Origin of the sequence: Bradyrhizobium forestalis, from assembly GCF_002795245.1 — a bacterium.
In the GTDB taxonomy this organism is placed as follows: domain Bacteria; phylum Pseudomonadota; class Alphaproteobacteria; order Rhizobiales; family Xanthobacteraceae; genus Bradyrhizobium; species Bradyrhizobium forestalis.
Window position 1 is genome coordinate 25,611 of sequence record NZ_PGVG01000012.1, and the last position, 14,576, is coordinate 40,186.

13 protein-coding genes and 1 pseudogene are annotated in these 14,576 nt (G+C 64.4%); 7 read left to right on the forward strand and 7 right to left on the reverse strand.

Features of this window, described 5'->3' with window-relative positions:
- The first annotated feature begins 88 nt into the window (after window positions 1–88).
- Both CVM73_RS16370 and CVM73_RS16375 read left to right on the forward strand, forming a co-directional pair.
- Window positions 89–961 carry a DMT family transporter gene (locus CVM73_RS16370; protein ID WP_100232990.1) on the forward strand — a complete coding sequence of 291 codons (873 nt, stop codon included), beginning with the start codon at window positions 89–91 and terminating at the stop codon, window positions 959–961.
- 91 nt (window positions 962–1,052) lie between these two features.
- Window positions 1,053–1,799, forward strand: a complete 747-nt coding sequence (locus CVM73_RS16375) for a hypothetical protein (protein ID WP_167406876.1) — start codon at window positions 1,053–1,055, stop codon at window positions 1,797–1,799.
- 59 nt (window positions 1,800–1,858) lie between these two features.
- On the opposite strand, the gene CVM73_RS16380 is transcribed toward CVM73_RS16375, so the two are convergent.
- Window positions 1,859–2,137, reverse strand: a complete 279-nt coding sequence (locus tag CVM73_RS16380) for a histone (protein ID WP_167406877.1) — start codon at window positions 2,135–2,137, stop codon at window positions 1,859–1,861.
- An 83-nt stretch (window positions 2,138–2,220) separates the two neighbouring features.
- Window positions 2,221–2,388 (reverse strand): annotated as a pseudogene (locus CVM73_RS40960) (FAD-binding domain-containing protein); the annotation flags it as partial.
- A gap of 133 nt (window positions 2,389–2,521) precedes the next feature.
- Between CVM73_RS40960 and CVM73_RS16390 the strand changes: the two are divergent.
- Window positions 2,522–4,252, forward strand: coding sequence for a methyl-accepting chemotaxis protein (locus CVM73_RS16390; protein ID WP_100232993.1), 1,731 nt, complete (start codon window positions 2,522–2,524; stop codon window positions 4,250–4,252).
- A 141-nt stretch (window positions 4,253–4,393) separates the two neighbouring features.
- On the opposite strand, the gene CVM73_RS16395 is transcribed toward CVM73_RS16390, so the two are convergent.
- A complete protein-coding gene (locus CVM73_RS16395; protein ID WP_100232994.1) occupies window positions 4,394–5,053 on the reverse strand; it encodes a peroxiredoxin in 660 nt (219 codons plus the stop codon).
- Window positions 5,054–5,445: 392 nt separating this feature from the next.
- Here CVM73_RS16395 and CVM73_RS16400 point away from each other — a divergent pair, with 392 nt between their 5' ends.
- Complete coding sequence (locus CVM73_RS16400; protein WP_167406878.1) at window positions 5,446–6,018, forward strand: hypothetical protein; 573 nt, start codon at window positions 5,446–5,448, stop codon at window positions 6,016–6,018.
- Window positions 6,019–6,058: 40 nt separating this feature from the next.
- Here CVM73_RS16400 and CVM73_RS16405 read toward each other — a convergent pair whose 3' ends face one another.
- A complete protein-coding gene (locus CVM73_RS16405) occupies window positions 6,059–7,927 on the reverse strand; it encodes an alkaline phosphatase family protein (protein ID WP_167406879.1) in 1,869 nt (622 codons plus the stop codon).
- A 1,247-nt stretch (window positions 7,928–9,174) separates the two neighbouring features.
- Window positions 9,175–9,453, reverse strand: a complete 279-nt coding sequence (locus tag CVM73_RS16415) for a hypothetical protein (protein WP_100232996.1) — start codon at window positions 9,451–9,453, stop codon at window positions 9,175–9,177.
- A 284-nt stretch (window positions 9,454–9,737) separates the two neighbouring features.
- Here CVM73_RS16415 and CVM73_RS16420 point away from each other — a divergent pair, with 284 nt between their 5' ends.
- Complete coding sequence (locus tag CVM73_RS16420) at window positions 9,738–10,187, forward strand: hypothetical protein (protein WP_167406880.1); 450 nt, start codon at window positions 9,738–9,740, stop codon at window positions 10,185–10,187.
- A gap of 216 nt (window positions 10,188–10,403) precedes the next feature.
- Here CVM73_RS16420 and CVM73_RS16425 read toward each other — a convergent pair whose 3' ends face one another.
- Window positions 10,404–11,246, reverse strand: a complete 843-nt coding sequence (locus CVM73_RS16425) for a GNAT family N-acetyltransferase (protein WP_100232997.1) — start codon at window positions 11,244–11,246, stop codon at window positions 10,404–10,406.
- Between the two features lie 101 nt (window positions 11,247–11,347).
- Between CVM73_RS16425 and CVM73_RS16430 the strand changes: the two genes are divergently transcribed.
- Both CVM73_RS16430 and CVM73_RS16435 read left to right on the forward strand, forming a co-directional pair.
- Window positions 11,348–12,052 (forward strand): SDR family oxidoreductase, encoded by a 705-nt coding sequence (locus tag CVM73_RS16430; RefSeq protein WP_100232998.1) that lies wholly within the window; start codon window positions 11,348–11,350, stop codon window positions 12,050–12,052.
- Between the two features lie 269 nt (window positions 12,053–12,321).
- Window positions 12,322–13,149, forward strand: coding sequence for an outer membrane protein (locus CVM73_RS16435; protein WP_100232999.1), 828 nt, complete (start codon window positions 12,322–12,324; stop codon window positions 13,147–13,149).
- Between the two features lie 65 nt (window positions 13,150–13,214).
- Here the strand turns inward: CVM73_RS16435 and CVM73_RS16440 are convergent, their stop codons facing one another.
- Window positions 13,215–14,276 carry a serine hydrolase gene (locus CVM73_RS16440; protein ID WP_167406881.1) on the reverse strand — a complete coding sequence of 354 codons (1,062 nt, stop codon included), beginning with the start codon at window positions 14,274–14,276 and terminating at the stop codon, window positions 13,215–13,217.
- Window positions 14,277–14,576: the final 300 nt, after the last annotated feature.

The window sequence follows — 14,576 nt, forward strand, 5'->3', positions numbered from 1 at the left end:
CGAGACCGCTGTCGTCCGTCGCAGCGCAGCATCGTCCGGACGAAATTCGCATTGCCGCATGGCCTCCGGTGGGGCAATGAGGGCGGCAATGAACCATAATCAAGAAACCCTGACCGCCCGCGCCGCGCCGATCCTGTTCGTGCTGCTCTGGAGCACCGGCTTCATCGGCACCAAATACGTCGTCAACAACGCCGATCCCTTGACCTATCTCGCCATCCGCATGGCGATCGTGGTCGGCTTGATGGCGATCATCGCGGGCATCGCGCGGCCTAAATGGCCTGATCGCGCGGGCATTGCACACAGCGCGGTCGCCGGCATCCTCGTCCACGGCTTCTATCTCGGCGGCACCGCGATCGCGATCGCGCATTCGATTCCGGCCGGCCTTTCCGCGCTGATTCCAGGTCTGCAGCCGATCCTGACCTCGACCATCGCCAACCGCTGGCTGGGTGAGAAGGTGTCGCCGGTGCAATGGGCTGGCCTCGTCCTCGGCCTCGGCGGCGTCGTGCTGATCCTGCACAACCGCCCGATGACCGGCGAAGCCGGGCTCGGCTGGCTCGCATCGGTGGTCTCGCTGATCAGCATTACGCTCGGCACCCTCTACCAGCGTCGCTACTGCAATCACATCGACTGGCGCGCCGGCAATCTCGTGCAATACGTATCCGTCACCATCTTCTTCGCGATCGGGGCCTTCCTGTTCGAAGACCGCGTGGTGCACTGGACGCGGGAATTCGTGCTCGCGCTCGCCTGGCTCGCCGTGGCGCTCTCGATTGGATCGATCGGGCTGTTGTACTGGCTGATCCGCCACGCCGCGGCAACTTCGGTCGCGAGCCTGTTCTACCTGGTGCCGGCGGTGACGGCCCTGATGGCCTATCTGCTGTTCGGCGAAAAGCTGGACGCAATTGCCATTGCCGGCATGGCGCTCTGCGCCGCAGCGGTCTTTGTGGTCAATCGGCGCTCATAGCGGTTTCCAGCGCGCACAGCCCTGACGTGTGTTGACCTTTTCGTGCTAGGGTGCGGCATTCAACCCATTTCTTTTCAGCACGGTGATGTCCATGACGAAAGCACGGCGTGCACTGCTCGGCAGGTCGATGAAGCCGGTCCGGATTGCCTGCATCAACTATGCAGAGGAGATGCTGAGCGACCGAATGATGGGAAGGCTCACGGCCGCGCTCCAGAAATGCTACGACGAGCATTTCTTCCCCGTCTGGGGCTACCCCGTCGATCTCGATGTCACCCGCAAGCCGAAGCCGACGGACTGGCAGCTGGTCTATTTCGACGACGCCACCCACGAGAACTTCCTCGGGCGGCACGAGCTGACGCATCAGGGACAGCCGATCTCGAAGATATTCCTGAAGACGCTCGGCGAGAACGACCCGGTCAGCCTCGCCGCATCGCACGAGTTGTTCGAGATGGTGCTCGACCCCATGGCCAATCTGTGGGCGGACAAGACCCGGCACACCCAATATGCCTACGAGGTTTGCGACGCCGTGGAGGAGGAGTCGTTCCTCGTCAACGATTTCCCGATGTCGAACTTCGTCTATCCGTCCTGGTTCGAGCCATTCGAGCATCCCCGCGGCACCAAGTTCGATCACATGGGGTCGCTGAAGGCGCCTTTCACGATGACCGAGGGCGGCTACGTGATCAAGAAGGTCAACGGCAAACGGGTGATCAAGCAGTTCGGCTCACCGGAAAAGCGGAAGCGCTTCAATGCCGAGGACCGGCGCGGTCATCGCAGTGAATTCCGCGATCCCAAGGGCAAGCATCATCCGGGCCGGCGCGCAGCCAAGCGACGAGGGTAGGCGTCGCTGGGGCTGTCTCCGGGCGCGCCCGCACCCGGAGACGTCCCTGACCGTTGCGATCAGCGCTTGGCCTTTTTGGCCTTCTTCGACTTGGTGGCTTTCTTGGCGGCCTTCTTCGCAGCCTTCTTAGACGACTTCTTGCCGGCTTTCTTCGTCGTCTTCTTCGCAGCCTTCTTGGCTTTCTTCTTGGCAGTCTTCTTCGGCGCTACTTTCTTGGCGACCTTCTTGGCCGCTTTCTTCACCTGCTTGACGGCGGTGACTGCGGCGTCCTTGGTTGCTTCCACGGCGGTGGTCATCGTCTCCATCGCCTGGTCGGTGATCGGCTTGTCGTCATCCATATCGTCCCCCACGGTTTGTATGGAGCGATGACGATAGCGGGTTTCGAAATTGTGTCAAAGCAGCGCTCAACCTCTGCGGATATTGCGCAGGCGGCAGGCGCGCGTCCCCTGGCATGATCGACGATCGGCTGCGGAGAAGTCTTGCCGATCGTGATGCCCGCGCCCGCAAGCTCGATCGGCGTCGCCTGCCAGGGCCGGTGGATCAGCTTGGGCGGCATGTCCTTCAGTTCCGGCACCCAGCGCCGAAGGTGGCGCGCTTGGCGAGGGCAGGGAGGCCTCGTTTACCAACTGGAAAGCATGCCGCGTGCGGCGGTGGGAACCGTCGTTAATGCGACTGTAAGTCAATTGCACGATTATGCAGGAATTACGGGGGTCATTCCATCCATGTCCAATCCTCTAACGGCGAAGTTCCTGCCGCAGTTCAAGCTCGGCACCAAAGCGGTCCTGTGCGCTGTGGTGCTGATCGCAATGAACACGGCGCTGGTGGTCGGCGCCGGCTATTGGTCGCTGACGTCAGCCTTCAACGATCGCGCGCTCCGCGACATCGAGGTCAATCTGCGCACGCTGGCGCTGGCCTTTGCGGAGACCGTTCCCGAGGCCAAGATCACGATGCGGGATGGCGCGGTGGTACGCGCCGAGATTCCCAAGATGCCCGACCTCAAGGATCACGCCATCGTCGATCGGGCGGTGTCCTATGTCGGGGGCAATGCGACCCTGTTCGTGTTCGACGCGGCGAGTGGGCAATTCGTGCGACGCTCGACCAACGTGAAGAAGGAGAATGGCGACCGCGCCGTCGGCACCCAGCTCGCCGCCGATCATCCGGGGCAGGCCCCGCTGCGCCGCGGCGAGGCCTATAAGGGGCCGGCGACGCTGTTCGGCAAGACGTTCATGACCGCCTATTTCCCGGTTCTGGACGCGACCGGCAAGGTCGCCGGCATCCTCTACGTCGGCATCCCCATGGCCCAGTTCGAGAGCATGCTGACCCAGGCGATCGAGAGCATGGCGATGGCCGCCGGTCTTGCCGCACTTCTGGTGCTGGTCCTGACCCTGCTGGTCGTCCGCCGCGTCACCCGGCCGCTCATCTCGGTCACGCACTCGCTCACCGCGCTTGCCAACGGCCAGAGCGACGTCGCGATCGAATGCGAGGACCGCGCCGACGAGATCGGCGAGATCGCCCGCACGGTTGCAGTGTTCAAAAGCAATTCGCAGGAGCGGGCGCGGCTGCGCAGCGAACAGGTGGCGGCAACGACGGCCGCGGCCGAGCAGCGCAAGGCGGAGCTGCGCAGCTTCGTCGAGGAGTTCCGCGGCAGCGTCGGCGGCATTCTCGACAAGGTGCTCGCATCGTCGGGCGAGTTCGAGCGTTCCGCGCGACAACTCACCGACGCCGCGCGCTCCACGGCCGATCTGTCGGCGCAGTCGGCGGGAGCTTCCGAAAGCGCCTCCGAGCACGTGCGTTCGGCCGCGTCGGCCTCTGACGAGTTGTCTCAATCGATCTCCGAGATCACCCGCCGGGTGCAGGAATCCAACGAGATCTCCGCCGAGGCGGTGCGGCAGGCCGAGGCGACCGACCAGCGCATCGCGCAGCTCTCGGAAGCCGGCGCGCGTATCGGCGATGTCGTCAAGCTGATCACCTCGATCGCCGAGCAGACCAATCTCCTGGCGCTGAACGCCACCATCGAGGCCGCACGCGCGGGCGATGCCGGGCGCGGCTTCGCGGTGGTGGCTCAGGAGGTCAAGACGCTCGCCGGCCAGACCGCAAAGGCGACCGACGAGATCTCGAACCAGATCGAGAGCATGCAGCTCGCGACCGAGGAGTCAGTCGCCGCCATCAAGGCGATCAGCCAGACCATCGAGCGCATCAGCGGTATCGCGGGCTCGATCTCGGCTGCGGTCGAGCAGCAGAAAAGCGCGACGCACAACATCGTGGCCAGCGTTGGCGCGGCGGTATCAGGCACGGCCGATGTCGCCGTCAATGTTCGTCACGCCGCCAAGGGCGCCAGCGAGACCGGCGAGACCTCGAGCCGGATGTTTGCTTCCGCCCAGGCGCTGTCGGGCGAGAGCCTGCATCTGAAGGCCGAGGTCGAGAGCTTCCTCGACCGCGTGCACGCGGCGTAATTCAGCCCAGTCGTTCCGGGTCGGTCCGCAGGACCGAACTCTGGTGCGCAATTGCGCACCAGAGAACCTCGAGATCCCGGGTTCGCGCTTGCGCGCGCCCCGGGATGATTTTTTGCGGCCGCTATCCGCGACCGCAAAAAGTCACTTCGGCTGCGGCACGATGCGGATGTAGGGCTTCGGCTCCTTCCAACCCTGCGGGTAGATGGTCTTGGCCTCGTCGTTGGAGACCGAGCCCGCGATGATGACATCCTCACCCTGCGACCAGTCGGCCGGCGTCGCGACGCGATGCTTGGCGGTGAGCTGGAGCGAGTCGATGACGCGCAGGATCTCCTGGAAGTTCCGCCCGGTGGTCATCGGGTAGACCAGCACCAGCTTGATCTTCTTGTCCGGCCCGATGATGAAGACGTTGCGGACGGTCTGGTTGTCGGCCGGCGTGCGGGTGAGGGGATCGCCCGAGGTCGAAGCCGGCAGCATTTCATACAGCTTGGAGACGTTGTAGTCGGTGTCGCCGATCATGGGATAGTTCGGCGCCGCGCCTTGGGTCTCCTTGATGTCGTCCGACCATCTGGCATGGTTGTCGACCGGATCGACCGAGAGTCCCATCAGCTTGACGCCGCGCTTGTCGAACTCCGGCTTCAATTTCGCGAGAGCGCCGAGCTCGGTCGTACAAACTGGCGTGAAGTCCTTGGGGTGCGAGAACAGAAGTGCCCAGCTATTGCCGATCCAGTCGTGGAACTTGATCTTCCCTTCGGTGGTCTCGGCTTCGAAGTCGGGTGCGGTGGTGCCGATCGGAAGTGTCATGGTTCTACCTCATCGCATTGAATTTACTTGGGAATTCGTCTCTTGCCGTCACACTCAGTATAAGGGCTTGGCGAGGCCAAGTGAACGCCAAGTGAACTGGCTCAAGTAAAATGTGAATTCCTTCCTTGAAGGACCGATTTTCTAGCACCTTTCTGTTACAGCGGCGCCTGCGGCGAAACATCTCCACCGGGGGCAGACGGTCTCGCTTGCCCCGATAATGCCTTTTATGACTTCCATCACGCCCGCCCGGCGCGTCCTAGAACCAAAATGGTCCTGACAGCGACCAATTGGCAACCATCTAGAAAAGTCGCGATCACCGTATCGAATCGTTAACCACCCCTTTACGCCGGCATGAAAATGCTGGCCGATCAGAAGAAATCTGGAAGTGAACTATGTCTGCCGCTGCGCCTAAGCCTACCGAGTCGTCGTCCCTCGAACCGTCCTGCCGCGATACCGCGGCCCATGCGCTGAGCATTGTGCGTGACGGCGTGATCACGGGCGAAGGCCCCACGACCAAGGGAAGGGTGCATTTCTCCCGTTCGCTGGATGCCGATGACACCGCCTGGTGCATGCGCATCCTGACCGCCACCGCCGTCAACGACCAGCCGGTCAGCCGCACCGAGGCCGAGGTTCTGTTCGAGATCAACGAGGCCGCGACCGAGCGTACTGACGGTGGCTGCTTCGACGACCTGCTCGCCAAGGCCGTTGCCCATTATGCCGCCAGCGCCTCGGGCCTGAAGGTGCCGCCGCGCAGCGTTGCGCTGTCGGCCGACACCGAGATCGAGAGCTGGGCGCCGTCCTATGCCTCCAAGGTCAACAGCGAGATGCTGGAGTGGATCGCCGGCCAGATGCGCGGCAAGCGCCAGAACAACCGTCGCCTGATGGCGATGGTGGCGACCTTCCTGGGCGCCACCGCGTTGCCTCTGGCGGGCCAATTGCCGAACGTGTTCGACATTGGGATGTAGGATTTTGCGCGTCACTCGATGACGCGAGGGAACGGCGGGGTCACTTCCCCGCCGTTTTTTGTTTGCGGTGCTCCAGTCCAAGCTTGTCCACCTCGAGGCCCAGCGTGCGGCCCGGAAAACCGGCGGCGTCGAAATAGCGCTGGCTGCCGACGCGCTGGAAGTTCAGCACGGTCGTCAGGCCGCCCTCGGCGGGCTTCGACTTCAGCGTGCCAACATAGGCCTTCGGCACGATGCCGTTGGGCATGGCCTCCGACATCACGCGGCCGATCAGGCCGCCGTTCTGCGAGCCGCGCAGGCCCATGAGCTGGGCGGCCGTCATGCCGACATCGGCATTGCTGACCGGAATCTCGTCGACATAGCCGGCTTTGAAGTCCGGGCCGATCGCGGCCATGAAGTTCATGGTGTCGCCGCGGCTGAAGCTGCCATGCATGCCCTGGCCCTGGCGCAGCACGGTATCGGCGACCTGGACCGAGCAGTTGGTCGGCGCCTCGCCGCAATCGCTGGCATAGGAGCGGAAGTTGACGACGATCGACGGCGTCGGCGTCGCCGACTTGCCGCGCAAATTGATGCTCGACAGCGGCAGCGTCCCGGGGAAGCGGCCGATCGAATCCTCGACGAACAGGCCGGAGACGTAGTCCTGCTCGAGCAGTGCCTTGATGGTCCTCGCGGCGAGCTTCTTGTCCTTGTTCGGCAGATAGATCAGGTCGGAGCCGCCATTGGTGGCGACGACGAGGTCGGGCTTGGTCGGATCCTTGCCGAGCACGCCGTTGCCGGCCTTCGGATGCTTGTTGCCCTCGATCTTCGCGTTCTTGTCGTTGGGATCGAACAGCGGCAGATCGAGCGCTTTCGCAAGGTCGAGCGCCAGGAATCCCATCGGCAGGAAGTCCTTGGGCGTGTCGTCATAGCTGACCTTGGCGGAGGGGCTGGTCTTGCTCTCCTTGGAGATGGTCGAGAAGCCGTGGTCGGCGGAGACGATGATGTTGGTGGAGGCGGCGAGCCCGAGCTCGTCGAGCGCCTTGCGCAGCTGGGCGAGGTTGGTGTCGGCGTTCTTGATCCCGGCCATCGAGGTCGGGCCGTTGATGCCGGGCTTGATCTGGTTGAGGCTGTCGCCGGTGTTGTGCTGGCTGCCATCAGGGTCGCGCGACCAGAACACCAGCACGAAGGGCTTGTTGCGCGCCTTGAACATCGGCAGCACCACCTTGGTGGCGACGTCGGCGAAATAGGCCTGCTGCGCGACGTTGGCGACCGTGGTGCCCGGCGTCTTGGCGTCGCCCGCCTTCGAATTGTCACCGCGTGGCGGCGTGGCGATGGGCAGGCCGGCCTTGGTCAAAGCGTCTTTCACCTCGTCCGACAGCGCAACGCCGTTCTTGCCGCCGGTGGAATCGTCGAACACGATCGAGTGCAGGCCCGCCTTCTCGGGTTTGTCGGTGTGGTCGAACTGATAGGTCGGGCCGACCTTGCCGATGGCCGCGGTGCTCAGCCCTTTGTCGCGGGCCATTTTCAAAATGGTCTCTTCGTTGAGATAGTCGCCCCTGAAATGCTCGTCGATGTCGCCGAGCACGGCGTCGTTCTCGATGAAGGGGACCACGGTGTCGCCGGCCGGACCTGAGGTGTAGTTGGTCCAGATCGTGTTGGAGAACACGCCGGTGTCACCGAGATAATGGCCGGTCGACATCGCCGAGCCGTTGGCCATGGTGAAGGTCGGGAACAGCGAATGCGGATTCTTGAAGTTGACGCCCTTGTCGCGGACGTCGGCCATCGCGGGCGTCGTTTCCGGTGTGACCTTCAGCGCGCGCAGACCGTCGGGAATGAACAGGATCAGGTTGCGGGGTGTGTTGTTCTGGGCCAAGGCAAATCCGGTTGACAGGACTGTCAGCCCGGCGGACAGCAACAGCAGTGAAGGGCGCATGGAAGTCTCCTGGGCGGTGAGGCGGCGTGGCCGCCGACCGCGGCCCCCGGCAATCGTTTAGTTTTGCTGCATGACAGTCTTGTTACAGGCCCCCGTTGTCGATGCAAGAGGCTGGGGGAGGGGTGCGATCCACTCTCGTGTCCCGGACGCGCTGCAACGCTCTTGGCGTTGCGGGCGCAGAGCCGGGACCCAGTGTCGCCTCGCGAGTCGCTGTTGCATGGGCCCCGGCTCTGCAGCGCACCGCTGAAGTAGCGCTGCGCTGCGTCCGGGGCACGAGATCGAAGTTTTTGCGCCCAGCTCATCAACATCGTCATTGCGAGCGCAGCGACTTGTCCGCCGAAGCCTTTGGCGAAGGCGGAAGCAATCCAGTTTCCCTCCGCGGCAACCCTGCTCGTTCCGTCATCCTGAGGTGTGAGGCGTGCGACGCAACGCGTCGTATGCCGAGCCTCGAAGGATGAACGGCCGGGATGCAGCCGGGCCGTCGCCCTTCGAGGCTCTCCACGCGACGCGTTGCGTCGCATGGAGAGCACCTCAGGGTGACGGTGATGGATAGGTGCTCGCGGCATTGGTCTCGATTTCCAAACAACAGACACACCTTCGCATTCTCGCGGCGCATCTCGCCCGAGTTTTGCTTCAATGCCTTGCCCCCAATGAAAGAGGGCGCAGGGAAGGCCGGGAGCCGGCTGGCACCCGCGGTCCACTGTGCGAAAGTTGGCAGTCAGAAAATCTGCACAGCGGCATACAGGTGTAGCCAGGACATCCCGGCCTTCCCTGCGCAGTGGTTTTACGGCTTATGTCGTGCTCTCCTCGGGGAGCGATGCACTATTGCCCCCGTCGCCTTGCGGATGGCTGATGCACGTGCCCGGTCGGGCCGCCACATCACCGCAACACTTGGCGCACAGACCCCGGGCGCCAGGACCACACGATTTTGCCGTACGCGAACCGCACCTGTCGTTGGCACGAGGTCTTCGCTCACAGTCGCCTGCCCTGCGAAGCTTTTCGCGCCGGTGCAACTCACGTCCACCGCCGCCCAGCCCGCGTTCGTGACGATCGCGATACGCCCCTCTTCCTTGGGCCGGGTTGCGGCGATAAATACGTGATTTCCGAATTTCGGTAAAGGGGAATATTTTTGCCGTGGCGGATTGACCCATGGCTTGCGTGTTTTGCCCGACGGGCAACGCAAGGGTTGGCGGCTGGGCCGCTGACGCACGAAGGCCCACCGCCCGCTGGCCTCACGTCACGCGGCCTTACCAGCGATATCTGCCGGTCAGCGTGCCGTTGTTGTTGCCGCCAGGGCCGACATCGCCCTGTGTCGAGCTCGGGGTTGGATGGTTGGTGCCGTTGAACGCGCCGTAGGGCCCCGCGACGTCAGGATAGTACGCGCGCGGTTGAACCGGCTCGTAAGGGGCCGTGCGGTCCCAGCCCGCGCGCGGTCCGTTCCAGTCGTAGCCTTGCGCCGAGGCCGCCGCGGTGCCCGCGACGAGCGATGCCGCGATCAGGCAGAGGAGTTTCGACTTGTTCTGCATTGGAGATGCTCCTTGCTTGCGTGGGGGCCAACGGCTGCACTAAGGGAGCGTTCCGGACCTATGGGCCGGCGAGCGATCAACTCCGATCAACTGGATATGAGGCGCGTGCCGCGGAACGAAGTGGCTGAAATGAGACGCGAATTCCGGGCGTTCTGCCGCACCCTGTTCCCAGTTAAACCTGTGCCTTAACCAATAATTAATTATACGTTTGCGGGCGGGCGACAGCCCGGCCTAGCCTCTCGCGGGGAGCCGCTATCGCAAGCCAAACGAGTGTGGTGCGTATCATGATTGCCAGATCACATGGGGCGTTGTTCGCCTCGCTCAGCGCAGCCGCGCTGCTCCTTAGCTCCGGTGACAGTTTTGCCAGACCCGCTGGCGCTGCGGCGCCCGGCGTCGTGACCGCTGTCGCCCCGCCGGTTGCGTCACGCCCGCCGATCGGTCCGGGCGCCCGGTTCCACCGCCGCAGCGCTCCGTGGGTCTATTGGCCGGGCGGCGGCGGCTTCTTCTACGACGGCGCCGGCTACAGCCAGCCCTTCGTCGATGCCGGCCAGCCGCTCTCCACCGACGTGCGCTACACCTACACCTACGATGTTCCCTGGGACTGGACGCATCGCTATCCGCCGAACGTCGTGCCGTCCGACCGGCCCTATGTACCGAGCTGCCCGACGGAGCAGGTGACGGTGCCCGGCCGCGGCGGCAGCGAGCACACCGTCAACATCATGCGTTGCTACTGAACCAAAGCGGGATGGGGTTAGGTTGAATCGATGCGGGCCGAGTGGTTCACCTCTCCCGTAGGGAGAGGTCGGATCGCATCGAAGATGCGATCCGGGTGAGGGGTTTCGGTTCTCACCGTGCGCTGCGGCCCCTCACCCGGATTGCTACGCAATCCGACCTCTCCCCTCCGGGGAGAGGTGACCCGACCAGCCGATCGAGCCTCATTTCATCGCGCTTTAGCCCAGCTCGAAGCTGGTGACGCCGAAGACGCGGTCGATGCGCAGCGGCGGGATCGGCCCCGTGTACATCCGCGCCGTCTCGAACACCGGCTTGAGGCCGAGCTCCTCGGCGAGCGCGATTCCGACGGCATTGACGGCGGGGACATCGAGGAAGACCTCGCCGCCGCCCGCGCTTGCGAACAAGGCCTGCACAACCGCCTCCGCGGCCGCGCGATCGTCGGCGACGAGCGGGCCGATCTTGTAGCCCGTCCGGCATGGACGGATCACGCCCCATGCAGCGAGCCTGCCGTCGCGCAGCAATGCACGGCCAACATGGCCGGGTGTGTTGATCCAGGCACGCAGGAAGGCGGTGCGCCGGGCCGGGAAGACGGTTGCATCATCGGCTTCAACAATTGCAAGCGGGATCTTATCGAGGGCGACGACCTCGGCAGACGGTTTCGGCGGCACGGTCACGATGCCGCCATAGCGGATATTGGCGTAAGCGAGCTGGAAGCCGGACTTCTTGTAATTGTCCTGCTGCGCCACGACGCCGTCGAGCCCGATCACGCGAGTGCTCGCATGCGCGATCGCCGCGTTCCAGATGCGCAGGCCGTGGCCGCTGCCGCGAAAACTCTCGCGCACGATGTAGAAGCCGAGGAAGGCGAAGCGGTCGTCATAATTGACGCAGGAGACGGTCGCGACCGGCTCGCCGTCGATCTCGCCGACGAGGAAGCCTTGCACATCGGGGATCGCGAAGCAGGCGGCATCGGCAAGGCCCGGATTCCAACCCTCCGCCGCGGCCCAGTCGATGGCGACGGTGATCTCCTCGGGGCGCAAGCTGCGGATCTGCAAATCGCTCATGACGAACGCTCTCGACCATGGACCTGCCGACGGGGCCGGCTGTAGAAGGCCTCATGATAGGCCGAGCCCGCGGCTCGCCTCAACTCAAGGGATGACTGGTCATGGCAGCAGAGAAGGTTGCTCTCGTTACCGCCGGCGGCAGCGGCATGGGGGCGGGGGCTGCGCGGCGGCTGGCAGCGGACGGGTTTCGCGTCGCGATTCTGTCGTCGTCGGGCAAGGGCGAGGCGCTGGCTGCCGAGCTCGGCGGGCTCGGCGTCACCGGCTCGAACCAGTCGAACGATGATCTGAAGCGCCTCGTCGACGCTGCGATGGCGAAGTGGGGACGGATCGACGTGCTCGTCAACAGCGCCGGCCACGGGCCGCGCGCGCCCATCACCGAGATCACCGACGAGCAGTGGCATACCGGTCTCGACACCTATCTGCTCAACGTGATCCGTCCGACGCGGCTGGTGACGCCGCTGATGCAGGCACAGCAGGGCGGCGCCATCATCAACATCTCGACGGCCTGGGCGTTCGAGCCGAGCGCGATGTTCCCGACCTCGGCGGTGTTCCGCGCCGGCCTTGCCGCCTTCACCAAGATCTTCACCGACACATACGCCGCAGACAACATTCGCATGAACAACGTCCTGCCGGGCTGGATCGACAGCCTGCCGCAGCAGGACGCGCGTCGCGACAGCGTGCCGATGAAGCGCTACGGCAAGGTCGAGGAGATCGCCGCGACGGTCTCGTTCCTGGCGTCCGACGGCGCGGCCTACATCACCGGCCAGAACATCCGTGTCGACGGCGGACTGACACGCTCGGTCTGACATACGCAAACTCGAATTAGTTGGCGCCGCCTTGTCGTGATGCGACGCGGGTGCGCGTTGCGCGCCGCTGATGATGTTGGCGCGTGGCTCCCGAGCCACACTCGTCATCCGTTTCCATGACGTGGGCGCGCACTACGTCACAGTCCGTATGAACTTCGCCGCAGCCCAAGACGTTGCGGGGCCATAGCCCTATTCCCCGACCTGCGCCGGCTGCCTTCCGCCCGCGCGCATTCGAAACGCGTGTTTGACGCGTGGGCAAGGAGACTGGAATGAAGAAGTTTTTGCTGGCGGTCGCATCGCTCGTGCTCGGCACCGCCTCCGTGCAGGCCGCCGACCTCGCGGCGCGCTACACCAAGGCGCCGGCGATGTCGGCGGCTTATGACTGGACCGGCTTCTATGTCGGCGCCAATGTCGGCGGGCAGTGGGGCAGCGCCGATCCGACCACCTCGACGGTGTTCTCGCCGACCGGCTATTTCGCCACCAGCAGCGTGCCGGCCATCAACACAGTCGGCGCCCAGAGCGCCAACAGCTCAAGCGTCACCGGCGGTTTCACCGCCGGCTACAACTGGCAGCTCAACCGCGCCGTGCTCGGCCTCGAAGGCGACATCAACTATTTCGGATTCAAGGGCAGTGCGACCGGCTCGGCGCTCTATCCCTGCTGCGCTCCGACGGGCTTTACGGTGTCCTCCTCGGTTTCGGCCGATTGGCTCGCGACCATCCGCGGCCGCATCGGCTTCCTCGCCGCTCCGGCCTGGCTGCTCTATGCCACGGGCGGCGCCGCCATCGCCGAGGTGAAGGGCAATTTCAACTTCACCGACACTTTCGCACCCGCGACGGAATCTGCGGCGATTCGCGATACGCGCGTCGGCTGGACCGCGGGCGTCGGCACCGAATATGCGTTCGGCGGCGGCTGGTCGCTGAAGGCCGAATATCTCCATGTCGATCTCGGCCGCGCCAGCACGACCAGCACGAACCTTGCTGCCTTCGGCGCCGCATTTCCGAGCAACGTCTACACCCACTCGGTCGACATCAAGTCGGACATCGTGCGTGTCGGCGTGAACTACAAGTTCGGCGGAGCTGTCGTCGCCAGGTATTGAGCTTCATCCCGTTCCGGATCTGGCGTGGAAAGCCCCGGCTCTGCCGGGGCTTTCTGTTTTGAAGCTCAGTCGCCGTGTGAGGCGACCAGATGCGCCAGCGCGGGCAGGATCCTGTAGCGCGCGATCTCGTGCGGGTACTCGCCGCGATTGGCGAGCAGGACGATGCCGATCCGTCGCGCCGGCACGAGGCCGATGTAGCCGGAGGCATTGTTGAGGCCGCCCGGCTTGTCGACGACGGTGATGCCGGGCAGGCGCACCGTCTCCCAGGCCATGCCTTGCCCGAACTTCTCGTCGATTCGGAAGCACTCGCGCTGCGTCATCCGCAGCGCTTCGCGCAGATGCGGATCGATCGCCCGGCCGCCGACGCAGGCTGCCACGAAACTTGCGAGATTCCGTACAGAAGAGAACATCTGGCCGGTGCCGGAGAAATCAAAATAGCTCTGCTGGTCGCCGATCGGGCCGATCGCCATGCCCTGATCCGAATAGCCCTGGACCGCGCGCTGCATCGAGGCCGCGTCCATGATGGCGCGATTGTCTTCACCGCGTTCGGGGACGCAGGTCGCGGTCATGCCGAGTGGCCCAAGGATGCGTTGTTCGAGCAGGGTCGCGATCGGCATGCCGTAGCGGCGCTCGAGCACGAGCTGAAGCAGCACGTAGCCGGCATGGGTGTAGACGCGCTGTCGGCCGGGCGCCACGCCGGGGGCCGGAGCGAAGGCGTTCAGCATGGCGATGAACTGCTCGCGATTGTACTGCTCGTTCGGCCACGGCGGATGGTCGGTCTGCAGCAGCAGCCCCGAGGTGTGCGTGACCAGCTCGCCGACAGTGACGCGGCGGATGTAGTCGCCGGTCAGCTCGGGAAGGTGTTTCGGCAGGCGATCGTCGAGCCGCAGTTCGCCGCGCAGCGCACCGATCGCCACGAGGGTCGCCTCGAACGGCTTTCGCAAGGAGGCGAGATTGAACAGCGTATCCGGCGTCACCGGTCGTTTGGCGGCATCATCGGCGAAACCGTAGCCGAAGAACTCGACATGGCGGCCGGCATAGAGCGCGGCGGCGAGGCCGCCTGCATGGTCCGGTGAAGCGGTCGGTGCCAGCTCGCTGGCGACGATGTCGCGCATCTGCGCGATCATGTCGGAATCCGCGGATGCGCGGCGCGGGCCCGCAAGCCCAACGGCAAGCGGAAGCAGGGCCGCCTTCGCGAGGGCCCTCCGGCTGATCGAAACAGGTCGTGGCGCGACAAAAGGAGACACGTGATGTGATGAACGGATCGCCGGCGCCCCGTCGCCAGTCCTATCCGCAAAATGCGGTCTGCCTCAATTCACAATCGCGCGCTGAAGGTTCCTGATTTGAAGCGCGAGAGATGCAGCATCATCGCGCCTCAGGTTGTTGTTCAAGCATGATCTTGTCGGAAAACCGCTTCGCGCTGACGC